The sequence below is a fragment of the Wolbachia endosymbiont of Muscidifurax uniraptor genome (genome assembly GCF_054149795.1).
Genome location: NZ_CP083727.1, coordinates 796,754 through 822,096 on the forward strand (window position 1 = coordinate 796,754; position 25,343 = coordinate 822,096).

Here is a 25,343-nt window from a genome sequence, read left to right on the forward strand (position 1 = left end):
TTGCAAACTGCTTGTCAAACAATATTATACCAATATAGTATTATGCTAGCATCTGCATAGAGCTATTTGGGAATAGGTATGAACTTTGTCTTCTTTCAATATTTACTATTCTTCTGTGGATATATGCTGCTTTACTTATCAAGACAAAGTATACCAATTGCTCTACCACTGTTAATAGATACTGACCATGTAAAATTAAGCTATTTTTTTGCCTGCTTTTCTTTTTTTTATGGAGTATCAAAATTTGTTAATGGAATAATCATGGACTCCAAAAATAATCCATTATTTATGTTTGGGCTATGCAATATTGCAACTGGATTATTAACCATTGGTATAACTTTATCATATAATAATCTGACTTTATTACTGTTAACATTAATATTATTAGCTTGGACACAAGGGTTAGGTTGGCCAGCTATTACCAAGTTTATGGTTACAAACTCTAGCATCTCTTCAATTGCATCATCATGGGGAGTTATGAGCTCATCTCAGCAACTTGGTTCTTGTATTACTTTAATTGTATTACCAAGTATAATTAAAATATATGATGCAAAAAGTGCATTTTTGTACTCTGGTCTCTTATGCTTACTTTTTGGAATTTATACAATATTAAAAGCATATTACAAAGAAAGTGCCAACTTTACTACCTATTATAAGGTGCAGAAATCTCAAATAGGTATCAAGGTAACAAGTTCCATATGGTTTCTATGTTGTGCTACTTTTTGTGCTTATATTATAAAAATGGGAATCTTCTTTTGGTTTCCTATAATTTTAAGGGATAAATTACAAATTTCTCTTGTACAATCCTCACTAATAACGGGCGTATATGATTTAGGTGGAATCCTTGGAACTTTAATCACAGGAAGAATTAGTGATATGTACTTCTTTCAAAATAGAAGCTTGCTGGCATTACTTTACATGTTGGGTATAGCACTCACTTTTATTGCAATGAACTTTGGTCAAAACATAATTCTTATGAACCTTGGTGCAATCTTATCAGGATTCTTTATATTTGGAGTGCAAGTACTGACAGGTGTTATAGCTGTAGAAATTGCTCCACAAAATAATGTATGTGCAATTGTAAGCTTAACAGGATTATTTGGGTATATTGCAAGTTCAATATTTTCATGCGTGCTCTTAGGAGTACTTGTTCAGCACTTTGGTAACAGTATTATGTTTTCATTTTTTTCCATTTGCTCTGTTGTTGCACTCGTTTGCTTTTCCATACTATCAAGCAAAGATCTTAAAAAACTAAGTAAAGCGGTGTAAAAAAAATTTCTCAACAGTTAAACTTTGTAGATAGATTTTTTACCCAAGGAATAAACATGGTAACCATATCTTAGTAATAGCTCGCTATCTAATAAATTACGGAAATCAAAAATATTAGGTGCAGCCATAATACTCTTTAAACTTGCAAAATCTTGATTTTTAAATTCTTTCCACTCCGTTAACAATAACAAGGCTTCCGCGTCCCTTGCAGCCCCTATAGCATTGTCTGCGTACTCTATATCCTTTAGAACTTGCCTAGCATTATCCATCCCCATTGGATCATATGCAGTAACTTTAGCCTTGTTATTCACTAACAATTGTGCAATATCTACAGCTGGGCTATTTCTTACATCATCAGTACCAGACTTAAAAGTTAGCCCCCATATCGCTATTTTTTTATTTTGGACTCCATTTAATACATATTCTACCTTTTTAGCAATGTTTGTTATATGATTATAGTTAGATTCCTTAACTGAATTTAAAATTTGTAGCTTGACATTGTGATCTTCAGCAAGCCTTATTAAGGCCGATAAATCTTTAGGAAAACATGATCCTCCAAATCCTGGACCAGCTTTGAGAAATTCCTTACCTATTCTATGGTCCATTCCCATACTGTTAGCTAAAAGGTCAATGTCTGCTCCTAATAGCTCACATAAACCTGCCATCTCATTGATAAAAGCAACCTTTGTTGCTAGAAAAGCATTAGAAGCATATTTAATCATTTCAGCAGTAACTGTATCAGTGACTATTAACGGAATATTCTTATCTATAAATGATCTATATATAACTTCTAGTTTTGCCCTAGCTAGCTTAGTTTTTACTCCTATTATTATCCTATCTGGGTATAAAAAATCTGATACTGCAGAGCCTTGCTTGAGAAACTCTGGATTAACCCCCAAATCAAAGTTATAGCCCTTATTAGATAAATAATTATGTATATTTTCTGCAGTACCAGGAGGAACAGTTGACTTTATCACTATTAAGCAATCTTGATTAACTCTCTCAGAAACTTCACTTACTGCATTATATACATTCTGTAAATTTGCATTTCCTAGGGAGTCTGATGGAGTATCTACAGTTATAAATACTACTTCTGTATTGGGATTTATTTGAAAATACGAATCGAAAAATCTTATCCTTTGTGACTTTATATTATTCTCTAAATAATCTGCTAATCCAGGTTCATATAGAGGAATGTTCCCTGATTTCAAAAGTTCAATCTTCTCAGTATTTATGTCAATGCAATCAACTTTATGGCCCTGCTCCGATAACATTGTACCAGATACTAAGCCTACATACCCTACTCCTATAATAGTTATGTGCATTTTATTATCACCTTAAAAATATAGCTTAGCATCTAAAATAAATACCATTAACAATTATAAACTTTTGTTGTTACATTATTTTTCTTAATTGCCTTACCCTCCGAATAAGCTATAAATAAGGTTGATGGTATTAATATCAAAGTACCATATAAAGCACTTTTATCAGGTAATTCATTAAATATAACGTATGTTACTATTGCAGAAATTATTAGCTCTGTGTATCTATACGGTGCAAGTGCAGTAGCATCAGTAAGAGTAAAAGCTTTTAACATGAAGAACAGAATTAGGTTTGAACTTATTCCTAAAATCAGCAGTAATACTAACTCCAACAAGGAAGGCATATGCCAATAAAATAACAAAGGTGGAGTAGAAAAAATAGTTGTCGTTAGAGCTGAATAAAATAACATACTTATTACTGACTCTTTTATCACAAGTTTCTTATTAAGTATGTCTAATATAGCAAAGATTAACGCAGATACAATAAAAATAAGAATTTTAGGATTAAAATCTTCACTATGAGCTTTGGTAGTAATAGCAATACCAACAAAGCCAATAACAGTTACTATCCATCTCTGCCAAATTATATTTTCGTTTAGCAAAGGGATTGCAAGAAGTATAACAAATAATGGTATAGAAAAACTTATAATCGTTGCAGTTACTATGGGGAAAACAGTCAACCCGTAAGTCCATAAGGTCATTCCACAAAACAACAACCCACCCCTGGTTATTTGAGTAGATATTTGACTTGTTTTAAAAGTTTCTATTCCATAGTAAAACATAAAAGGTACAAGGGTAATAGTGGTGAACAGAAAGCGGAAAAAAATTATTTCAAAACTCTGAAGATGTAAACTTAGATATTTTGATATAGTATCATTAGCTACACTACTAAGTAAGCTAAGTATAAACCAGATAACCCCAAACAAATAAGCTCTCAATCTGTAATCCATAAAGCTTCTGATTTAATAGATACGATGTACTCATATAATTTTACTACAAAACTAATAATATAAAAGTTTTCTGATGTACGTCCCCAGAATGTGATCGTAAGGGTTCATTATAAATAATTCGGGAAATTTCGTCTCTGTAGACATATTAAGAGCTATGTAACGAACGTTTATATTTGTGAGTAATAGTAAGGCTCAAGGTAAGGAAAATGCTAGTGAGGTAAAGTAGAATAACGTTAATTTGATAATTTAAGCTCATTCCCTCTTGCTACATCTCTCTTTAATATCCCCTCTTTTGCAGCAGGTCTATAATTACTGCTTAAATTTAGGTGCACACTAATTTTTCGATTTATATATTATTCTAATGCTTGTATAATACCTTCATTGAATATTTGATTTTGAGGTAATTAGATGCCAAAAAGTAAAACTAAACGTGGAACGGAAGATTTGAAGGGTAATGCAGGCCCAAGCAAAAGATCTCGTCTCAGTTCTGATCCTAAAAAAAATAAAGAGATTATCTCTAGCAAAGTAATAAGTAAGCTGAAGGATGTTGTTAAAGGTGATAGAACTTCAGCTATTGAGGAATGGGTCAAGGCTCACCCTGTAACAGTAGAGGGTCTAACCGTTGAGCAATCGGACCTCTTATGTAATGCGTTTCGTGATGAATCTTGTTGGTCAGGTGCGACACTAGATGTTGCTAAATTGGTAGGAGAATTAGCTAAATCAGGTGTGTTGAATCCATTTGCTATATATAAAATAGCATGTATTGAGTGTGTAGAGAGTGAAATTAAGCAATTACTTGACAAGGCGTTAGAGTCTTTTAGATCTGACTTATCTCATAAAGGTGCATGTGAGGAAGATAGGAATTTAGCTTGCAGTGATAAGCTTGCAAGAGTTGAATTGTTAAGTTCCATGGGAAGACGTGATCCTGTTTTCAATTTCTGGATTGATCAAGAATCAGGTAACCTTAGAGAAAATATAGAAGCAGAAGATGGATTTAATAAGGCTGTAGATTTCAAGTGGAGTAAGGGAGTGGAACACTTCTATAATCGTCTGTGTTCTGAAGAAAAATTAGTGAAAGAAGAGAGAGAAAAATTGCTAGTTTCTGCTATTGCAAAATTATCTCCATTGCAATCTAGCTATAAACTTGCTTCTACCTTAAGTTCCCTTCTAGGTAAAGTCATAAGCGCAAAAGTAGATCATAAGTCACTACTTGGGCTACCGAATAAGAAAGATAGGGGTGTGATCTACCGTCCTCTTAGTTACTTAGTAGAGCACGGTTTTCTTTGCACAACTAAGTATGTTATCCAGTACTTGAGCGAGGGATGTTCAAGATCTGAAGTAGAGAAAATGCTTTCACCTAGAGGATATGCACATCTTCTCTCATCGCTTTCATTTGTTGTAGTTTCTAAAGATTATGACTTGGATAACAGGAATGAAGCAAGGTCAGCTATTAGCAGTCTTTGGGAATCTAGTGTATTTAACCAAAATAAAATAAATGTTGTCGATCCTTTTAAAGATAGGATTGCTTTTGTTGCAATGGAAAATGCAATTTCAAATTTGATTGTAGATCAGGAGAACAGCAAGGATACTCAAAGTGCTGGCGATGGTGAAAAAGTTGATTTGGTCTTGAGTATTTTAAAGTTTGCTAAAGATTGTTGTTCAGACAAAAGCTTTAAATCATTAAAAGAGAGGATAGCAAATAGTTTAGATAAAACAAGGAATTCTAAGATGATAGATGCAACTAGCTCCTGCAATTTAATAGAAGAGTTGTGTAAGTCAGCGAGAAATTTGAATTTATTCTCTGCTAGCACTGAAGGTCCTCAATCTACGTTAGTGGGTACTAATGTTAGTATTTCGCCTGCTGCAGTTGTTAACAAATAGGAGTATTTATGCATGGTAATAATGAAGATCGTGAATTAGTTAGGGCTTTATTAAGTGGAGGTTGTGATGAGTTTAGTAGACAATTTGTAGGTTTTTTAAACAACTGTCCATCTTTTTTGCATTCGGCTAATAAGCCTGGCTTTTTTCCTACATTCTTTTTTGGTATGTTTTCTACTGCACATGATGCAGGTATATTAGTTGAAGATGAAAGAGTCTATTTTCGTTTTGACAATTATGGAAATCTAAAAGTTGCTGTTCTCACTAATAAAGAAAATAGAAGAATAGTCAGGTGTTATACTGTTGCTGATAATGAGAACAGCCCTGGGTCAAGGTTTAGTGCAGAAGAGAAGCAGCAGGTAGAAGAGAATCTTCCACAAGAATTACAGGAAGATGAGGATCTGGATTGGGAAGAGTATAAAATATTTCGGTTTGGAGAAGAATGTAGGTTTATTCATGAAATAGATAGATTTCCTCAACGTGATGAACCTGGAGCTCCAATTTTTCATGAAATTAACCCAATCAGAGAACAAGGTGAATTGTTAGACCTGATGAGTGAGTTGGCAAATGATGATACAGGAGAAGTGCGTACTAATGTTAAAAGAATTTTGGAATATGTTATTGATATCCATGATGAACATGAAGATAGCTTAGTGTTTCGTGCAGAGTCTGATTACCACGGTTTTCTGTGTGGGTTTTTAGTAAATTTTAGATACCGAGCTGTGGCTGATTTCTACCCAGAGCTACTTATAGGAAAAGGTTATGCAGATGTTGTTTTGCTTGTTCGTGGTGTTGATCAGACAAATGATTCGGTTCCAATTATAATTGAGTTGAAGGTTGGTGATGAGGAAGGATTAGAGCAAGCTAAAGATTATGCTAAAAGTTGTTCTGTTTCGTCTTTGCCTATTCATACCTCATCACCAAGTGCTGTTTGTGTAGCGTTAAATTTTCAATTACGTGGAGGTGCTGGTCTCCGAACTTCTGTGCAGGCCTTTTCAGAAGGTGGTCTTTCCTTAATACCGGGTTTACTACATCCTCATGGAAATGGAGTTAGGGGAAATGTAAAACGTTTTTTACAACCCATAGCATCAGAGTTCACTCAATCGCCTCATTGTAACACTTTTTCCTGTACGTCATCGTTTGTTTTTGGAAATGTTTTATCTACAAGGAGGGACTTAGAAACAAATGATGGGCGGGAGGTAAGGGTTACCAAGTATCTATTTAACCACTCTCAGGGAGAGAAAATGAAACGTACAGGTGGTAGGGGAGATGCAGCAGATATTGTAAGCCATGCGTTAACTTTAGCTCTATTTTTATCAAATATTGGTTTTGTTGTGCTTCACATTTTTCGTCGTTTAAAGTGGCAGACTTTACCAGACAAGGCATTGAACCTGTCGTTACTGCCTCAAGCCACAGATGATGCTAAGGTGCGTCAAGTACTTTGTGAAGTAGATGTCCAGGGTCATCTGGAAGTGGCTTCTGCAAAGAAATTCGAATCACTACGTGCTTACTCACGTTCTCATAGTGAAGGTTATTTCGAGGGAAGGTTTTCAGAACAAATGGGTAATGTTAGGAATTTACATCAACTTGCAGATCAGTTGATGAGTGCTGAGCCTAATTTTGGTAATGATGGTAATGTTAATGGTGAGTACAGGGCTAGGTATGAAGTTTTATTTAATGAGATTTCTCGTCTGTTGTATCCGTTATTAAATGGAACCCGTCTACTCGTGAACAATGAAGCTAAATTTCAGGCTTTGTTGCGTGGGATATTTCAAAGTTGCGATAATCCTGCCAAGGTAATTATTGAGTTCCAGCTACAGAGAGGAAGGAAAATAGACCTAGTATTATCAAAATCTGCGGAAAATGATGATACTCATCCAATTGGAATAGAGTTGAAGTATGCTAACACCGCAGAACAAGTTGAACGAAAAAGGGTGGAGGCAAATCGACAGTTAAGTGAATACGAATTTTGTGGAGGATGCAAGCGTATTACTGGGGGAGATGCGATGGTTTTGTTATACGCTATATTAAATGCTGTAGGACAAGAGCAGGATCTGATATTGATTGGTGGGCTTCGTAGAGCATCTGGGTTTTCTAGATGACTTGTAACTAATAAAAGTACCAAAGATAAGGTTGTTTATGGGTAAAATTATGCATTAAGCTAGAGTACGTTTGAGTAAGGTTGGAGAAAAAGCAAGGTCTTTGAGCAAGAAAATTTGATTTATGTTTTCTTAAGTTAAAGTTAACCTGATGAAGTTTGTATAATTTATTGTTGGAGTTTTTTTGTTCTATTTTTACTGTAAGTTCAATCTGCTCTATCTTTGGTCTTTTTTTCTTAGTTTTGCGGCAAGTCTAATATTTTTACTACTTAATGGAATAACTTGCAGAAAGTGGAGATATAATGCTAAGGCAGAGGAGCTCAGACAGTTATCTTAAACAATAAAGAAATACTAAAGGCAAAAGATACGCTTGCGTAGTTCGAAAGCTTTCTATAGGATAAGCCTCACCTGATTTACAAATAGAATTGTTATGTTAGATGTTTGCTATTTATTCTTAAGCTCATTTTAACAGCATTTTGCTTTTTTTAGTATGTAGGGGTTTTCTAGGAATTATCCTACTGAATTCTATGATATTATTTTTTGTAACATTGTTATACATTATAATGCACCCATTTGTCTAGACCATTTTTTTCAAAGTGATCCGATTTTTAAAATGAATATGTTGATAAATACGTCGACACATATTTAAAGTATTTATGAATATATTCATTTACTGTTTATGATAATAGAGATCAGCAGGAACTTTATAATGTAGAGTCTGATGTCGCCTTCTATAGTTATACCAAGCAACAAAATCGTTTATTATAAGATTCAAATCTCTGATACTATTTGGTCTATAATAATATATAGCTTCTTGCTTTAAAGTTCTCCATAAGCGCTCAACAAATATATTGTCGAAGCAACGTCCTTTATGGTCCATACTGATTTTAACATTAGCACGCTCTAATTCCATAATAAAGTTATAGCTAGTAAACTGCACTCCTTGATCGCTATTAAAATCTCAGGTTTACCTTGTTTTAGAGCTTCTTTAAGAGTATAAAGGCAAAATCCAGCATCAAGATATGGTGATAATGAATGAGCAATAATATAGCGACTATACAAGTCCATTATTGCCATAAAATAGACAAACTTACCTTCTACCATAATATATGTTATATCAGTAGCCCATACCTGATTAACTCTACAAATAATCAAATCTTTGAGTAAATAAGGATATATTTTATGCTTTTTTTCTTTAATACTTGTATTACATTTTTTTCTACAATATAGTCCACTGATCTTCATTTTTTTCATAATTCTTAAGATTTTCTTGTGATTGACTACTACTCCACTCGCTATGATTTCAGCAGTAATTTTGCGATATCCATAACGGCAATCAGAAGCCAAATATACTTCTTGAATCAAATTTGCTACTTCACTTTCGTTATTAATTATAGGCCTATGATATAGGCTAGACCTGCAAATACCAAGTAAATCAGCCTGTTTCCTAATTGATAGATCAGAATCTTTTTCTATAAACCTTACTCTATCTTTTTTGCTTATTTCAGTAATTTTTTTTTCAAATAACTATTTTCCACTGTCAGTTCTCCTATTACTTTATGTAAGCTTTCTATTTCTTGCGCTAAGATTCTTTGTTTTCTCGCACTTTCACTTTTTTCAGCAAATAGGTCTTTTAACCTTGCCAATACTCTACCACTCCAATCATATAGATTTGTTGATGGTATTTTATATTCACTACATATCTCAGCTGTGCTTTTTTGATTTTTTGTTGCTTCTAAAGCTATCTTTGCTTTTAACTCTGGTTCATATTTTTTTGTTACCATACTTTTACCCCTTTACTTTCCTACTCGGATCAACCATTTTTTTTGGTCTAGTTTATGGGGTGCATTATATTCTATGAGAAATTCTACAGATGGTAAATGGCCTTCCTTGGCAGCATAGTAGACTGATCTGTAGTTTTAGAATTATTAATATTAGAATTATTAATAAATGATTCTTGTTGTTGCTTTTCTATTAGAAGCTTTACAATTCCTAGATATCCTTTATTGGTAGCATAATGCAAAGGAGTCCAATTGTTTTTACCTTTTGTACCAACTTCTACTCCCTTATTAAGAGAAAATTTTACAATATCGATATTTCAAAAATCAGCTGCAATATGAATAGGCTTGTTTTCGTCATTAGTTTTAGCGTTAAAACTTACACCTTTATTATTTACTAAAAATTTTGTTACTTCTAAGCTATCAAACTTAGCTGGATGGTGCACAGCCACCTTGACCAAAAAATCATCCCCCTATCGCGTTCTTATCATTATGCCTTATACGCTGTATTACACCTTCAGATATAGTCATTGCTAACCTCCAACATCCTTGCTAATAAACCCTCGCTAAAACTGCCGAAAAGACTTTATAAGTTAATATTCTAAATCTCAATATTTTATGGTGCAGGTTTTTATTTTTAAAACATTATACTTTGTGTAGGGTATAACTACACGCATCAAAGTGAAAGAAAAGCAAAATGATGAAGAAAATGAAAGTCTAAGTTTTCTTCAACGACTCAAGGAGAGAATTTATGCTTTAAAGCCTGTATTAGCAAGAGCCTTAATCACTAAATGAACAATGTCACGCAGAGTTTCATCCTCAATTTTTCTATATTCCCTCACTAGCCTTGATATTTCTTCGCTGCCTACATCGCTATGGAAGGCCTTATCATGTAAGTCTTCAGAAGCTTTGGTAAAAAAATACGACATATCAACCGATAGTACTTCTGCTAATTTATATAACCTATCAACTACAAGCCTAATCTCTCCGCTTTCATATCCTTGTACATGCTGAAATGAAATTTCAAGCTTTTTTCCTAAGTCTCTTTGACTAAAACCACACATTAGCCTTCTTTTCCTTATTCTTTCACCTATTTGTTTATCGATAGGATGTTGTATAGTCATTTTACGTATCAGGTAATATTAACTATGTATTATCACTTTGAGAAAAAGATTTTACCAATATATAAACTGCACTACGTAACCTTTTGCTCTTAATTTCGTTATATCCTTTGACTAACTTTAGTATTTCTTCATCATAAGCTTCATGTGAGTCAGTGTGCATATCAGTAAAAAAGTTAGCAACATCTATCGATAGTGCTTTTGCTAAATCATATAATCTACTGGCCAAAACACAATTTGAACCATTTTCGTACTTTTGTATCTGTCTATACGAAACACCTATTCTCTTTCCCAATTCGGTCTGTGTCAAAGCACGATCTAACCTAAGTTGTTTTATTTTTTTACCTAATTGCACTTTTCACCTCTTATTCAAATTTACAACAAATTTTATGAAGTGGAAAAAAAGCTAGCAAAGTAATTGCTTTAATAATTTCTGCCTCTCGCTAATTAAATCGTTTGGCCTTACGTATTTTTTCTCAATTTCCCTCATCTCTTTTTCTCGTTCTGCAATGCTATTTCGTATTACTTCAGCCGAGTATCTGCTTTTGCCACTTGCAAACTCTGATCTTAATCTTCTAACCTTGTATTCGAGCTCAGCAAATCTTTCGTGTTGCTCAAGAAGTTCTATCATATGACTAATTCCAGAGTTTAGCTTTTTTTCCTCAACATCTCTTACAATAAAAGAAAGTAGAAGCTTATCTATTTGGTAATCAATATTTGGTTGAGCAGCAAATAGATCAATTATGGCTTTTACGTCAGTAGGATTTGTAACTAGTAAGTTAAAATTACTACATAAAAAACTATAGAACTTTATCGTCTTCTCAAGATAATTTTTCATATCTTGTGATAATTGCAATTCTTTGTGAATTCCTGACAGCAATATTTTCAATTCTTCCAAGTATTTCGTGTCAAAATTACTTACTTCTGTAGGTGAAAGGATCATTAGCAGCTTTTTTACAAGCTCAACATCATTTAACTTTACTGCATTATAAAGAGCTTTTTCTTTATCTTCTTTTAAATCATAAAGCTCTGATGAGTTATCTATGCTGAATAGATATTCAGTATTTCCTTGAGGAGAGTAGATTAAAATGTCCACTTCTCTTAGCGGGTGATCATCATTAAACTTTTCTAGTAACTGCTTATCGGTAGTTTCCTCTATTGCTACAACTGCTTTGCTTACCTCTTTCAACTTTGCAATATCATCTCTTGAGTTTTCAAGTATATCTTTAGCCTTGTCTAGCAGCTGCTCATATAGAACTATTTTTTCTTCATCATCAAGTAGCTGACAATGCTTTTTCAGCTTTTCAGTAGAGTAAGATAGGATATCCATTTTTTTCAATTTTACGATTACGATACCCCATTTTTGTTGAAACTGAAATAATTTTTATAGGATGTGTTTTTCTAGTGTAGATGCCCGCAAAACTTGTTATTATAATATATAGTAAATCAATAAGTCGTATAATATTAACAATTAAATAATATTTATCACGATATGATCGAATAGTAATGAAATTAAGTGAGGGTTACAATGAAAAAAATAAATGGTAAAAAATTGTCTAGTAAAATGTTAAAAGCGGTAGAGCGAATAGCAAAAGAAGGGTTATTACCTAATTTTATAAAAGCTGCTCCAACAGCAAATAAAAAGATTAGTAAATTACCTGTCTTAACATATCCTGAGGAGCTCAATCCATTTCGATCAGCTTTATGCAAGATAAGGCTAAGTGAATATGAAAATGTGAAATTAAATGAATTCTTGGAAAAAGCTATTGCAGCTGAAAATCTAGACAAATTAAGTAAAATCGTCGATGAAGCTTTGGATTTAGGAATAAGAGTAAACGCTCGCAACGAAGATGGCTTTAGCTTCACTAACGTTACAATGTTTAAGATGTATCGTGATGAATTCAAAGAAAATAAACAAGAAGATATAATCAGAAAGTTAGCCTTACATGGAGCAGATTTTAATGTACAAGTTGATAAGAAAATAGCTGAAATGTATCAAAAAGTGCAAAAAGAAATTGAGCCACAAATATATAGTAGGCTCAAGAAACTTAGGGAAGTTGGAGAAGACGCTACTATAGAAGGAACTGTTGAAGATGTAGAAATCGATAATAAGACCTTCTATATTGAATTTTCACATAGCTGCATAGTTGATGTTGCCAAAGTTGTAGAAGGTGCAAAAAATTTGGGCTTAAGTAAAGGAGACTTAAACCTTGGCGGTAGTATCATAAAAATAGGTGATGGTGAAGTTGAGGTCAAAACTGGGAAAGACGGTAAAAGAAATTACGTAGATATATCCGATAACAGCGCTTCTACAGTAACACTTTGCACTAGCCTAGGAGAGCTAAATTTAATGGTATATCATGACACAGAAGACTATCATCAAGTACAAGTTGAGGTAGAAGATGAAGAAATGTGGAACGAGTTGCAAGAAATAGGAGAAATCGTAGGAAAGGGTTGTTTATTTGGTGGAATGTCTGTTAAAGAAGTAGTGGAAAAAGGCAGCTTTACTAGATGTGGAAGGTGGGGCGACCAAAATTCTAAAAGTAGTGAGACCTTTTCTTGGGTGAGCAAATTAAAAGATACCAAAACGACATCTGTAGGACGTTCTTGATTGGTGGCTATGTTTTTACATAGCCATAATTATTGCAAAGTAAAGTAGTTCTTGAAATTTAATCAAAATTACCATAAAAAATTTACCTTAACTAGCATTGCTTGTAGAAGTGGATTGAAGATATATTCAGGCAATATTATTTATTGGCAAGCGCTTTTATCACTGAATGCACAATATCACGCAACGTTTCATCCTTAATTTTCCTGTATTCCCTCACTAGCCTTGATATTTCTTCACTACCCACATCGCTACAAAAGGCCTTATCGTGTAAGTCTTCAGAAGCTTTGGTAAAAAAATATGACATATCAACGGACAAAGCTTCTGCCAAATTATACAATCTATCAATTACAAGCCTTACCTCTCCAGTTTCATATCCTTGTATATGCTGAAATGAAATTCCGAGCTTTTTTCCTAAGTCTCTTTGGCTAAAACCGCATATTAACCTTCTCTTCCTTATTCTTTCACCTATTTGTTTATCAATAGGATGTTGTTCATCTTGTACAATCATTTATTAATATATTAACTGAGGTATTGAAGCAATACTAACTCTCATTGTAACTTTGAGAAAAAGATTTTACCAATATATAAACTACGCTACGTAACCTTTTGCTTTTAATTTTATTATATCCTTTGACTAATTTTAGTATTTCTTCATCATAAGTTTCATGTGAGTCGACATGCACATCAGTAAAAAAATCAGCCACATTAATCGATAGTGCTTTTGCTAAGTCGTATAGCCTACTGGCCAAAATTTGGTTTGAACTATTTTCGTACCTTTGTATTTGTCTATACGAAACGCCTATTTTCTTTCCCAACTCAGTTTGTGTTAAACCACAGTATAATCTAAGTTCTTTTATTTTTTTGCCTAATTCCACCTTTCATTACTAATTTTAGCTGCTCAAGCTTATATTGAATTTTTTAATTTATGAAGTAGAAAAAAAGAAGGAAAGTTGGAGAACTTTCCTTCCGGTCTACAGATTACAATAAACCACTATCATAAAAACTAAAGTGGCTCTTCTGTGTTACGATTATGTGATCTATTAATTTCATTCCTACATTTTCGCAGGTTGCAGCTAATGTAAGTGTGTTATCCTCATCCTCCTTTGATGGTTCTGTATCTCCACTTGGATGATTATGTGAAATTGCAATAGATGATGCATCGATCAGTAATCCCTGTTTGATTATTTCTCTCACATATAGAGGTACTCTGTCTATAGTTCCACAGTCTTGAATATACTCGTATATCAAATGACCACTTCGATCTAAGTATATTACTCGCAAGCTTTCCTTTCGTGACTGCCCTATTGCTGTTTTAAAGTATTTTAGTAGCTCTTCTCTGTTATCAAGAATCGACAGCTTTTTTAACTTACCTTTCAGTATCCTATCGAAAATCTCTTTCAGACAAAAGATACTTGCTATTGCTCCATCATTCATTCCTGTAACATTTTTTAGCTCATGAAAGTCAGCGTTAATTACCCTTCCTAAACTACTAAAGAGCTCTATTAGCTTTTTGGCCACTTCTCTTCCTTCTTCACATTCAGATAGAGTACGTTCCAGTAGCTCATGGTCAAGTAAAGACCTGCCTCTACTTGATAAAATGCGAGTTTCCAATTTTTCTTTTCTCTCACTATTATTCATAAAAACCTCCAAGGTCAACATTATATACAAATTCAACGCCAGCTTTCTGACGCAGTAGTTCTCGAGGAATAACCCTTTTGAACTCTAAATTTGCAATGTTGTCCTTGTTGCTTTAAAAGCTGGAATACCATTTGCCATATGAATTTGTGCATTGACATTTACTGTGCTAATTCCCTGAAGCGCAACGGTATTTATATTTGCAATCATAATATATTATATAAAATTGTTAATACAATATATTAAAGAAGCGATGAAGTAAAGGCTACAGCAATTAAAGATGGCTTAACTTAGCAAAAAAGTGTAGTATTCTATCACTTTGCTGATTACAAATGTTTATAAGGATAATCACTTTTTTCTTACTATATTCAAGTACGGCTTTTTGTAGTGATTGTAATTTTAATTTACCATACTGTGGGCTCAGTTGTAATCTAGATCTATCATATAGAAATTTAAGTAATATAAAAAAATTATTGAGTAACGACGATAAGTTTGTTGCGCTTACGTTTGATGATGGACCGTCTAACAATAGAGTAAACGATATTATTAATGTTCTGGAAAGCTATGAAGCAAAAGCAACATTTTTTGTGCTTGGTGAACGTATAAATGAAAAAACGTCTGAAATAGTAAAGAAAATTCATGAATCAGGTCATGAGTTAGGCAATCACTCTTGGTCGCATAGGAAGTTGACATCACTTTCAAGTGAGGAACAATTGCAAGAATTGGAAAAGACAAATACAGCAATTAAAAATGCAATAAAACAAGATGTAAAATGGTTTCGTCCGCCATATGGATGTTATGACGATAATCTGATTGAAAATACTGATCAATTAAATATGTATTCAATATTATGGACAGTTGATTCGCTAGATTGGCAAGGTGATAAGCCAGAAACTTTAGTTGAAAGAGTTTTAAGTAATGTACATAATGGAGCAGTTATACTGTTTCATGATCACAATAACAGGTTAAACACAATTGAAGCTTTACCTCATATTATTAAAATACTAAAAAAATCAGGTTATAAGTTTGTGACCTTAAGTGAGTGGGAAAAAAGGGTTTGTAATACGGTAAAAGCCAGAAGTGTAACAATAAAAGAGGGGAAAAAAGTGTGTTTTGAAGGAATGTTATGTGGACAAAAAACAAAGTCTTTAACCGCAGAGCATTCATATTAGGTGGTATTCAGCTTACCATTTCTGCGGTTTTTAGTTGCAGGTTATATAATTTACAAATACGAAACAGACAAAAGTACGAAGCACTATCTAATAGTAATAGAATAAGAGTTGCTACTATTATGCCTAAGCGGGGCAAAATTTTAGATAGGAATAGCATTGAACTTGCGGTAAACAAAATTTCGTATGTTGTTTTGTTTGATGGTTCTGGTAAGGAAGTTGATTTGCAGACATTATCAGAAGTCGAGTCTAAAATAGCAAAATCGTCAGAAAAAATAACTGCTCTTTATAAACGTTATTACCCGTTTGGTTCAATGTGTTCTCATGTAATCGGATATACAAAAAGACAGCAAGGCATAAGCGAAGTAGGAATCAGCGGTATTGAATATACATATGATCATATATTGAAAGGCAAGTCAGGAAAATCTGAGCAGGAAATAAATTCTAAAAAACGCGTCATAAAAGAATTATCAAGCATACCACAACAAGACGGACAAGATGTACAACTGACAATTGATATTAATCTGCAAGAGAAAACCGCAGAGGTATTTAAAGATCACCAAGGCTCCGCAGTGGTAATTGATGTAAATAATGGAGAAATTTTAGCATTATATAATTCACCTTCTTACGATAATAATCTTTTTGCTAGCAGGCTATCAAATGAGACTTGGGAGAGCTTGAATGCTCCTTCATTGCCGCTCGTGAATCGTGCGTTATCATATCAAATTCCACCTGGTTCAATATTTAAAGTAATAGTTGCGCTTGCGGGTTTAAAAGACGGGATAATAACACCAGAAGAGAAATTCTCGTGCAAGGGCTATATGAAAATAGGTGAGCGGAAATTTCGTTGTCTGAAAAGCAAAGTCCATGGGTATGTATCTTTAAATGAGGCAATGGCATTATCATGCAACACTTACTTTTATAATATAGGGAAAAAAATAAGTGTAGACTCTCTAGTAGAAATGGCCAGAAAATTTGGTATTGGAAGTGGGCCACTGATTGGAACGTTTAAAGAAGAAGCTCCAGGGTTGTTGCCAGGTAGAGATTGGCGTACACGAAAGCTATATTCGCAGTGGTATTTAGGTGACACTATCAACTTAGTTATAGGACAAGGGTATATGCTTACAACACCACTACAGCTTGCAGTTCTTGCAGCGAGGATTGCAACAGGAAAAGAGGTAATTCCCCGCATTAAGATGAATGAAACGATACAAGATTTTCCCGATATTGATGTGGATTGTGAGCATCTTAGCATAGTTCGAAAAGCTATGTTTGATGTGGTGAATTCTAAAACTGGAACCTATAAGAAAGGGCTAAGCGGTATACAAATTGCCGGTAAAACCGGTACACCAGAGATAAACTCTAAGGGCGAAAGTCATAAGTTATTTATCGCCTATGGCCCTTACCATAACCCGCGCTATGCAATCTCTGTGTTTATAGAACACGGCAAAGCCCCACGCCAAGATGTTGCTATAGCTAATGAAATATTTCAGTATATGCTTGAAACTATGAGTATTAAACTTCTTGCATAACCATATAACAAACTTTTATTGGGAATAGAAACGAAAAAACTTACTTGACACCCTTCGCCAGCGCCCTTATCACGATAGTGAAGCTATTGTATTTGCTTTCGCCAATCTGCAGATTAAAAGGTAAGGATTACTTAATGTATCGGCGTCTTATGTTCAATTTTTTGCAGTATATAGATACTGTATGTCTTTACAAAACTTCATCTACATCTAGATTTTTATCTAAATAAGCTGAACGCGCTTATAAAGCGTTACAAGACATCAAAAAATGCCAATACTTGACAGAGATAGTAAAAGACTAGCTAACTCGGGGATTCTTTGTCTTTTTTTCTGCTTAGTAAACTTCTTAAACATTTGCAGCGTAAGTTAGTTGCAATTAAAAGCAGCTTAATCTTGCTTGTCAAGCGTTTAAAACATAAAAAACGCCAATATTTTAAAGCGGATAATAACCCCAGGGCTTCTTTTGCCTTTTTTTTCATTTAGTAAATTTCTTAATATTTATAGCTAAACAACAACCGTCATCCCTAAGTATCCCGCTGCTTGTTAGCGGGATTTCTTGTTAGCGCCGCGGTGGTATGACGTAGGATTGTTGTCATTCCGCTACTTGTTAGCGGCTGAGATACCGCGAATGAATCGCGGTATGACGGTGTAGATGATGGTTAAGTAATTCGTCATCCCGCTGCTTGTTAGCGGGATCTAGAGATACCGCGACGTCTCACCTATAGCCTTCAGTGCTCCTTTTTTTGTCATCCCAGCGTCACGCGTTGGTTTCAACATTATATCATGAACTTTCTAAAATTCATTGAGTTATGCTTTCAAACGGTAGTGCCGGGGTGTGAGTATAACGATTATCAGTATATAAAAGTCATAGCAGACAGGCTGGAAGCAGCGAGCGCTGGTGAAGTGAAACGAATAATATTCAATATGCCTCCGCGTTCAATGAAATCCCTGTGCGCTAGTGTTGCGTGGCCCGCATGGATACTGGGAAACCAACCAACTGCGAGAATAATAGTTGCAAGTTATTCTCAGCGGCTCAGCGAAAAGCATTCGCTCGACACCAGGTGCGTGATGCAGTCTAGTTGGTATAGAGCGCTATTTCCAGAGATAGAACTATCCAAAGACCAGAATACCAAATATAAATTTCAAACAGTGCAGAGAGGATACAGAATCGCAACATCAGTTGGTGGAACACTAACTGGTGAAGGTGATGATTTTATCATTGTGGACGATCCGCTCAGTTCTGCTCAAGCTTTGAGTGAAACGCTTAGAAAGCGTGCCACAAACTGGTTTGATCAGACTTTAGTAACCAGGCTGAACGATAGAAAAAAAGGAGTCATCGTTCTTGTAATGCACAGGCTACACCAGGAGGACTTAACTGGACACCTTCTCTCCAAGCCAAAAAACATATGGCATCATATTTGTTTGCCAATGATTTCTGAAAATAAGCAGGTTATTTATTCAATCAAAAAGCCAATACCTCCCGTTCCTATCATCCGAGTAGCTCAGCACTGTGCGACCAGGCGATTATATAATAAACCAGCGTCACCTGTAAGGATATTATATTCAAGAGAAGAAGGTCAGTTGTTATATCCCCTCGATGGAGGAAAAGAAGAAGTTGAGATAATAAAAGCTGAACTTGGGAGTTACGCTTTTGCTGCTCAATATCAACAAAACCCTCTGCCGCTTTCAAGTGGTATAATTAAACCAGAGTGGTTGAAACGCTATAAAAAATTTCCTGATAATCTCTCGCATATAACACAAAGTTGGGATACTGCGGTTTCAACAAGTAACATGAGCAACTTTAGTGTCTGCACCACCTGGGCAAAAATAGATAATAAATTCTATTTACTCGACGTATATCGCGCAAAGCTTGAGTATCCAAAGCTTAAAGAACAGGTTTTGTCACTAGCTGCAAGATGGACGCCACACGCAATTTTAATCGAAGCAAAAACAAGTGGTCAACAATTGGTGCAAGAGCTAAAGACAAACAGTGATTTACCGATTATTGAAATAGTGCCACATGATGACAAGCTCACTCGATTTCATCAAATTGTTCCGATTATAGAGTCTGGCAAGGTTTTTCTGCCACATCAAGCAGTATGGCTGAACGATTTTGAGTATGAGATTTTAATGTTTCCTGAAACTCGACACGATGATCAAGTAGATAGTACCGTGCAATATCTCCAGTGGGTGAGAAACAGTACCTCCAGGGTTGCAGCTATGCGAGCATTGTGATTTGAGTCTACCAGTACTGGGATGACAGCTAGGAGACAACCGTCATCCCGCTGCTTGTTAGCGGGATCTAGAGATACCGCGAATGAATCGCGGTATGACGGTTCGCGGCGGCATGACAATAAGCTCGTCATTCCGCTACTCGTTAGCGGAATCTATGCTGAGATATCGCGGCGGTATGACGTAGGGAAACCTTTCTTGGGTTAGCTATATCAATAGCATTGCTTTAAAAAGAGTGCCCATATTTTCAGTCAACCTTAAGAATTCACTAAAGATCCTATTCTTTTGTTCATCACTTGCGCTTTTCATTAAAGCCTGGGTTCTTTCTTTTATGCCAAAAAGATATAAAAATTCCCTTTGAGTTAAAATCTCACAATCTACATGCTTTAATGAATCTCTTAACGCTTGAAAGTTCACAAGTGCGGTAATATCACTATTACCAACATTCTCAAGAAAATTAGCATACTTATGTTGTTTTATCGATTGCAAAGTGCTCTTATATGCGGGGTATACATAACCGTAATCTACAATCAAAGCAGCTCCTTTATTATTATATATCTTCTTCTCAAGTTTTTTTAATATTTCAACCCCAACTGAACATATTTCCACCACTGCACCATTAAAAAATTTTCCATTTGTCATCTGAGTAGCTGACACTGGAATCCATGATTCTTTTTTTCTGGATTCCAGTGTCACGCACTGGCATGACACCAAGAGACTGCCATCATCTTGTTTTGTCACCATATTTTCATACCACCCCTCATCATGATATACAAACTGATCTATCGGAAGAGCGTCAAAGAACTCATTTGCTAAAAAAATGGTTGGTTGTTCTGGTAGGTTGTCAATATTTTTGTGCCAATTAACATCTAAGCTTTTTAATTTTTCCTTTTGTATCTTCCGTAAAGTAGGGCTTATTTCAACTAAGTGGATCAACATCGAATTAAAAAAGCTGCTGTATTTTTTAGTGACTCTTATTATATCGTGAATGAGTGTTCCTTTGCCTGGCCCAAGTTCAACTAGAGAAAATTTTGATGGCTTTCCTAATTTTTCCCATGTATGCATTATCCAAACTGCAATTACTTCACCAAATAATTGGCTGATCTCAGGTGCGGTAGTAAAATCACCATCCTTACCAAGCGGTAATTTACTTGTATAATAGCCGTATTTTTCATGGTACAAAACGGCATTCATGAAATCACTGATGGATATTGATCCTTGACTTTTGTCAATTAATTCGTGTATATAAGTGAGCATGTTATTAATAAATGTTTAACTATAGCGTGCCATAATATAAAATAGTAGAGTATTTATATATATAGTATACACTTAAGTTTGTGAGTAATAGTGCTTCAGTTATGGACGACAAAAACACCGATTATGTTGCCCTTATAGCTCAAAATGATAGTATTGAATACAAATTTGAAGAAGCTGTCAATTTTATAGAAAACAAGGTTATAAATGCTGATGGGCTAACTTTAGCGGAAGTGTTTCAAGTGCTAGTTCAAATGCTAGATGGTGATCTAGCATTGGTAAAAAAAGTACTAGCATATGCTAATATTATGGCAAAGCATGGAATGAAGGTAGCAAAAGAGTCGCAATTAAGCAGAGCTGATGTTCGCCGAGCTTTGGAAGGTAGAGAAAGTGTTGTCAATAGACAAGATTTTATAAAGAAACCACCTCTTCCACCTGCTATAAAATCGACCAAAAAGAAAAGTAGAGATCTTTAGATGGCTGAATCTATAAAAAAATTTACTGTACAATGTGACTTCAAAGGACAAAGTTCACCTTTTGCAATATACATAGGAAATCCAAAAAGTGATGCTCATCCAATTCATCATCAAGATTCCTGGCTTGTAAAAGAACGTGGAGGGAATATTCCTAATAAAGTAAAAGAAAGTCTACAAAAATTATATAAACTATCTCAAGAAAATGGAGTCTCTTTCTCAGAGTTATGCGCGTATGCCATTACTGTGGTTAGTAATAATGATAAAAAAAGTGACGACAAGGAGTAAGATAGTTTAATCCCTCAATATTTCATTTATAGAGATTTTCGATCTCGTCTTTTCATCCACTTTTTTTACTATGACTGCACAATAGGTTGAAATATTATTTTTAGATGGAATAGACCCTGGTACCACTACAGAATAAGGTGGCACTTCGCCGTAAAATACCTTGCTAGTTTCTCTATCAATAATCTTTGTTGATGCCCCAATAAACACGCCTATGCCAAGGACTGATCCTTCTCTCACTACCACACCCTCGGCCACTTCGCTACGTGCTCCAATAAAGCAATTATCTTCTATAATGACAGGTGAAGCTTGAATAGGCTCAAGAACTCCACCTATTCCCACTCCACCGGAAATATGACAGTTTTTTCCTATTTGCGCACAGCTACCAATCGTTGACCAGGTATCTATCATTGTTCCTGAATCAACATATGCACCAACGTTGATAAAACTTGGCATTAGAACAACATTTGTACCTATATAAGCAGATCGGCGAACAAAACACCCAGGAACTGCTCTAATTTTTAACCGGCGAAATTTCTCCTCATTCCATTCACTAAACTTGTTACCGATCTTATCAAACCAGCAATTAGTATTATCTATTATTTTATTTTCTTCGGTGAGAAAATGTAATAATATTGCCTGCTTTATCCACTTATGTACTACCCATTCTCCACTTGATAGCTTTTCTGCTACTCTAATTTTGCCACTATCAAGGAGCTCAATTACCTCTTTAATTGCTATTCTTGCTGTTTTCTTTAGATTACAGTCATTAAATTTTTCTCTATTTTTCCAAATATTTTCTATCTCACTCTGTGTTTTTTTTAGTTGCAAACCTTCCATTTGTTATATATGTATTGATATTAAATTTGTAGCTCTGTATCATTTGAGCTTGTTACTACTTTATATGTAAGTGCTATGAAAATACAATGTAATAGTTGTACTAAAACTTACTTAGTATCCCCCGAGCAAATTGGTGCATCTGGAAGAAAGGTAAAGTGTACGCACTGCAATCACATATGGCATGAATATCTAGAAGAAGTGTCAAACAAACAGCACTCTGCTGATATACAGGAAAAAAAAATTAGTGGAAGGAATTTTTTACAAAATCTAGCATTTACCACTCTAGCTTTTGCAACAGCTACAGGGTTATGCATTGTAATTGCTAATGGCATCTTTCCTAGAGAGATGAACAAAGCATACAAAACGATCAGTTTATACAAGGATTCAATAAGCTATAAATTAGGGTACAAAAAAGAGCAAACAGAAAGTCCAAATGTAAAAAAACTTGCTGTAAATAAGTTTTATCAAGACTACCTTTTTTTATCTAATTTAAGATCTAGTTAAATAGGCATACCGATATCGGTATCCAGCTTCTCTAGCTACTTAGATGGTGTTTAGGGTGACAGAGTTTAAAAATAAGTTATTTTTTAGTAAAAAAGGCAGCTCATGAGTATTAAAATTGCACCTTCTATACTTTCAGCAGACTTTGCAAAATTAGGAGAAGAAGTAAGAAAAATTAGCGATTTAGGTGTAGATTACATACACATAGACGTTATGGATGGGAATTTCGTTCCAAATATTACAATTGGTTCTAGCGTTGTCTCTGCAATACGTAAATACAGCAATCTTCCTTTTGATGTGCATTTAATGGTCAAATCTCCTGGTAACCACATTGAAAGCTTTATAAATGCTGGTGCTGATATTATTACTGTACATGCAGAAGCAGAGATACACCTTGAGAGGTTGATAAGAAAGATAAAGTCATACAAAAATGTAAACGACGCAAAAAAACCGATTCAAGCTGGAGTCTCAATTGTTCCTTCAACTTCCCCAAGTGTGCTTGAATATATAATACATGAGCTAGATATTGTGCTGATTATGACAGTCAACCCTGGCTTTGGAGGGCAGGAATTTATTCATTCACAGTTGAACAAGATATCTACTATAAAAAAAATGATACAAGAGCGTAACCTTAAAACACAAATTTCAGTAGATGGTGGAATTAACTCTTTTAACGCAGCTGATATAATAAAAGCAGGTGCAGATATTTTAGTTGCGGGATCGGCGATATTCAAGGCTGAAGATATTAAGAAGGCCGTAAATGATCTTAAAAATCCATCGTTGTGACCCTATATAGCTAAAGTGGCTTAGGTTTACCTACAATTTGAAAAACAACAAATTCGTCATTCCGCTACTCGTTAGCGGAATCTATGCTGAGATACCGTGGCGGTATGACGTAGAAAAACCTTTCTTGGGTTGTATCCGTTCAGCTAAGCGGTGTAAGAGATGATAGATAAGAGGTTTTGGAAAGGATTGAGACCCCTTTGTTTTCATGTCAAGTATAATGAAATTATCCGTTCAAGGAATGCATTTCCCCGCTTCGATTGGGTAAAATATGAATTTTTGCGATAAACGACATAATGCCGTATCTGCTGTTCAGCATGGTTGTTTGTCAGCGGAATGTTTTCTGGGTCATCTAAAAAATTCCACATTATTCTTTCAGATTTCAAAATATTTTTTGCAACTCGAGAAGCTCCAATTGCTTCAGGTAAACGGCTTCAAGTAATACCTTGTACGTTTTCGCAATTTTCTGGCACGTCTGGTAAATCTAAAAACATCTATCTCATTTTTTAGCAAGGCCTTTTTTAGTGCAAATAATTCAGTGGCTACGTTTCTTAAGTAACAGCCCAGAACTTTAACTTCAACTATGTGCTAATCTTTCAAAATCTCTTGATAAATGTGCCCAACAGATTTGCCTGTTCTTATCGGCAAAGTAGTTGTATGCTGCGTACCTGTCGTAAGCTATTGCGATTGCAGAACTTACTATTTTGTAAAACCTTCATTCCTCTTGACTCTGTCAATTTTATAAAACTTGCTGTATTACTGGCAAACATCCAGCACCAACCAAGTTTACCTTTGTTATAATGGCTCGTTTCATCGATATGCAGAACTTCACTTTTACTTACTTCTTGCTCGATTTGCTCATATGCTTCTTGGCATTTTTCTGCAACTCTAGCCTCGCTATTTGACACGCTACCAACACTGATGTCCAGGTTGAAAATATTTTTTATAATATTTGCTACTTCTCTTTTCGAGTTCTTGTAAAATCCGCTCAGCGCCGCGATTGTTGACTTAACTTTTGGACCAAATGTATCCGCAGTAACACCTTCTAGTAGCCTGCTACTTTTTCTTTTTCCACACTTGCAACAGCGGCCATTCTGTAATTGGTATTCCACAACATAAGGCTTAATTTCTGGCAAATCAACTTTTTGATGAATGTATGGCTCTTTCGATATCGCAATTTCTCCTCCGCACTCGCAAGAACTCTATTTTCACCACTTCATCTGCTTCCATTTTAGGGCGATACTTTCCTTCATGCCCAATCTGTGCCCCTATTTTCCTGTCACTTTTTTTCTTTTTCTTCTTTAGCTTGTATAACTCTTTTGAGCTCGGTATCGATGAATTTTGTGAATTCAGACCTAGTCTTTCTTTCAATTCAGCATTTTCGATTCTTAGCGCCTTATTCTCAGATCTAAAATTTTCGTTTTCTATCTCTAACCTCTTTATCTCTGCTTTTAGTTGCTCTATCTCTATTTTAAAGCTTTCACAGAGCTTGAGAAGACTAGCTAGTAGATCAGACATATTTACCACACATACTACTTGTGATATTATGTTTTTAGCACTCCTTGTCTACTTTTTATTTTACCGCTCCGCTGAACGGATACCTTTTTTTTACTG

Annotated in this window: 23 protein-coding genes and 2 pseudogenes; 11 read left to right on the forward strand and 14 right to left on the reverse strand. The window is 34.8% G+C overall.

Annotated features, from left to right (window positions below):
• The first annotated feature begins 123 nt into the window (after window positions 1–123).
• Complete coding sequence (locus LA754_RS04085; protein ID WP_077188278.1) at window positions 124–1,269, forward strand: MFS transporter; 1,146 nt, start codon at window positions 124–126, stop codon at window positions 1,267–1,269.
• A 17-nt stretch (window positions 1,270–1,286) separates the two neighbouring features.
• Here the strand turns inward: LA754_RS04085 and LA754_RS04090 are convergent, their stop codons facing one another.
• A complete protein-coding gene (locus tag LA754_RS04090; protein ID WP_457923593.1) occupies window positions 1,287–2,594 on the reverse strand; it encodes a UDP-glucose dehydrogenase family protein in 1,308 nt (435 codons plus the stop codon).
• Window positions 2,595–2,641: 47 nt separating this feature from the next.
• On the reverse strand, window positions 2,642–3,541 hold the full coding sequence (locus LA754_RS04095; RefSeq protein WP_077190375.1) for a DMT family transporter: 900 nt from the start codon (window positions 3,539–3,541) through the stop codon (window positions 2,642–2,644).
• A 408-nt stretch (window positions 3,542–3,949) separates the two neighbouring features.
• Here LA754_RS04095 and LA754_RS04100 point away from each other — a divergent pair, with 408 nt between their 5' ends.
• Together LA754_RS04100 and LA754_RS04105 are read left to right on the forward strand one after the other, a co-directional pair.
• Window positions 3,950–5,422, forward strand: a complete 1,473-nt coding sequence (locus LA754_RS04100) for a hypothetical protein (protein WP_077190377.1) — start codon at window positions 3,950–3,952, stop codon at window positions 5,420–5,422.
• A gap of 8 nt (window positions 5,423–5,430) precedes the next feature.
• On the forward strand, window positions 5,431–7,521 hold the full coding sequence (locus LA754_RS04105; protein ID WP_077188282.1) for a hypothetical protein: 2,091 nt from the start codon (window positions 5,431–5,433) through the stop codon (window positions 7,519–7,521).
• Between the two features lie 667 nt (window positions 7,522–8,188).
• On the opposite strand, the pseudogene LA754_RS04110 reads toward LA754_RS04105, so the two are convergent.
• From LA754_RS04110 to LA754_RS04130, 5 genes and pseudogenes are all read right to left on the reverse strand, one after another.
• A pseudogene (locus LA754_RS04110) lies at window positions 8,189–9,302 on the reverse strand (IS3 family transposase).
• An 83-nt stretch (window positions 9,303–9,385) separates the two neighbouring features.
• The gene (locus LA754_RS04115) at window positions 9,386–9,613 is read right to left on the reverse strand and encodes an ankyrin repeat domain-containing protein (protein ID WP_082246108.1); all 228 of its coding nucleotides are present in this window, start codon (window positions 9,611–9,613) and stop codon (window positions 9,386–9,388) included.
• A 432-nt stretch (window positions 9,614–10,045) separates the two neighbouring features.
• Window positions 10,046–10,420 (reverse strand): helix-turn-helix domain-containing protein, encoded by a 375-nt coding sequence (locus tag LA754_RS04120; protein ID WP_007549999.1) that lies wholly within the window; start codon window positions 10,418–10,420, stop codon window positions 10,046–10,048.
• A gap of 22 nt (window positions 10,421–10,442) precedes the next feature.
• Window positions 10,443–10,772, reverse strand: coding sequence for a helix-turn-helix domain-containing protein (locus tag LA754_RS04125; protein WP_007549995.1), 330 nt, complete (start codon window positions 10,770–10,772; stop codon window positions 10,443–10,445).
• 51 nt (window positions 10,773–10,823) lie between these two features.
• Entirely contained in the window at window positions 10,824–11,747 is a 924-nt protein-coding gene (locus tag LA754_RS04130) for a hypothetical protein (RefSeq protein WP_457923739.1), read from the reverse strand.
• 198 nt (window positions 11,748–11,945) lie between these two features.
• On the opposite strand from LA754_RS04130, the gene LA754_RS04135 reads away from it, so the two are divergent.
• On the forward strand, window positions 11,946–13,028 hold the full coding sequence (locus LA754_RS04135) for a hypothetical protein (protein WP_457923594.1): 1,083 nt from the start codon (window positions 11,946–11,948) through the stop codon (window positions 13,026–13,028).
• 136 nt (window positions 13,029–13,164) lie between these two features.
• Here LA754_RS04135 and LA754_RS04140 read toward each other — a convergent pair whose 3' ends face one another.
• From LA754_RS04140 to LA754_RS04155, 4 genes are all read right to left on the reverse strand, one after another.
• Window positions 13,165–13,536, reverse strand: a complete 372-nt coding sequence (locus LA754_RS04140) for a helix-turn-helix domain-containing protein (RefSeq protein WP_041582616.1) — start codon at window positions 13,534–13,536, stop codon at window positions 13,165–13,167.
• Between the two features lie 34 nt (window positions 13,537–13,570).
• Window positions 13,571–13,903 (reverse strand): helix-turn-helix domain-containing protein, encoded by a 333-nt coding sequence (locus LA754_RS04145; RefSeq protein ID WP_457923595.1) that lies wholly within the window; start codon window positions 13,901–13,903, stop codon window positions 13,571–13,573.
• 103 nt (window positions 13,904–14,006) lie between these two features.
• A complete protein-coding gene (locus LA754_RS04150) occupies window positions 14,007–14,666 on the reverse strand; it encodes a JAB domain-containing protein (protein ID WP_012673223.1) in 660 nt (219 codons plus the stop codon).
• An 84-nt stretch (window positions 14,667–14,750) separates the two neighbouring features.
• Entirely contained in the window at window positions 14,751–14,873 is a 123-nt protein-coding gene (locus LA754_RS04155) for a hypothetical protein (protein ID WP_255317433.1), read from the reverse strand.
• Between the two features lie 122 nt (window positions 14,874–14,995).
• Here LA754_RS04155 and LA754_RS04160 point away from each other — a divergent pair, with 122 nt between their 5' ends.
• The 3 genes from LA754_RS04160 to terL all read left to right on the forward strand — a co-directional run bounded on the left by LA754_RS04160 (window position 14,996) and on the right by terL (window position 19,596).
• Window positions 14,996–15,835: a polysaccharide deacetylase family protein gene (locus tag LA754_RS04160; protein WP_077190409.1), complete on the forward strand. Its 840-nt coding sequence runs from the start codon at window positions 14,996–14,998 to the stop codon at window positions 15,833–15,835.
• Complete coding sequence (locus tag LA754_RS04165; protein WP_077190407.1) at window positions 15,790–17,364, forward strand: penicillin-binding transpeptidase domain-containing protein; 1,575 nt, start codon at window positions 15,790–15,792, stop codon at window positions 17,362–17,364. The genes LA754_RS04160 and LA754_RS04165 overlap by 46 nt, the downstream gene beginning before the upstream one ends.
• 780 nt (window positions 17,365–18,144) lie before the next feature.
• On the forward strand, window positions 18,145–19,596 hold the full coding sequence (terL, locus tag LA754_RS04170) for a phage terminase large subunit (RefSeq protein ID WP_077190405.1): 1,452 nt from the start codon (window positions 18,145–18,147) through the stop codon (window positions 19,594–19,596).
• A gap of 204 nt (window positions 19,597–19,800) precedes the next feature.
• On the opposite strand, the gene LA754_RS04175 is transcribed toward terL, so the two are convergent.
• Window positions 19,801–20,850, reverse strand: coding sequence for a class I SAM-dependent methyltransferase (locus LA754_RS04175; RefSeq protein WP_007549412.1), 1,050 nt, complete (start codon window positions 20,848–20,850; stop codon window positions 19,801–19,803).
• A 101-nt stretch (window positions 20,851–20,951) separates the two neighbouring features.
• On the opposite strand from LA754_RS04175, the gene LA754_RS04180 reads away from it, so the two are divergent.
• Entirely contained in the window at window positions 20,952–21,323 is a 372-nt protein-coding gene (locus LA754_RS04180) for a hypothetical protein (RefSeq protein ID WP_457923740.1), read from the forward strand.
• Complete coding sequence (locus tag LA754_RS04185; protein WP_010962783.1) at window positions 21,324–21,608, forward strand: DUF2610 domain-containing protein; 285 nt, start codon at window positions 21,324–21,326, stop codon at window positions 21,606–21,608.
• A 6-nt stretch (window positions 21,609–21,614) separates the two neighbouring features.
• On the opposite strand, the gene dapD is transcribed toward LA754_RS04185, so the two are convergent.
• Window positions 21,615–22,445 (reverse strand): 2,3,4,5-tetrahydropyridine-2,6-dicarboxylate N-succinyltransferase, encoded by an 831-nt coding sequence (gene dapD, locus LA754_RS04190; RefSeq protein WP_077188288.1) that lies wholly within the window; start codon window positions 22,443–22,445, stop codon window positions 21,615–21,617.
• Between the two features lie 75 nt (window positions 22,446–22,520).
• Between dapD and LA754_RS04195 the strand changes: the two genes are divergently transcribed.
• Window positions 22,521–22,949 carry a zinc-ribbon domain-containing protein gene (locus tag LA754_RS04195; RefSeq protein WP_077188289.1) on the forward strand — a complete coding sequence of 143 codons (429 nt, stop codon included), beginning with the start codon at window positions 22,521–22,523 and terminating at the stop codon, window positions 22,947–22,949.
• A 102-nt stretch (window positions 22,950–23,051) separates the two neighbouring features.
• A complete protein-coding gene (gene rpe, locus LA754_RS04200) occupies window positions 23,052–23,732 on the forward strand; it encodes a ribulose-phosphate 3-epimerase (RefSeq protein ID WP_077188290.1) in 681 nt (226 codons plus the stop codon).
• A gap of 203 nt (window positions 23,733–23,935) precedes the next feature.
• On the opposite strand, the pseudogene tnpC reads toward rpe, so the two are convergent.
• A pseudogene (gene tnpC / locus LA754_RS04205) lies at window positions 23,936–25,247 on the reverse strand (IS66 family transposase).
• Between the last annotated feature and the right edge of the window lie 96 nt (window positions 25,248–25,343).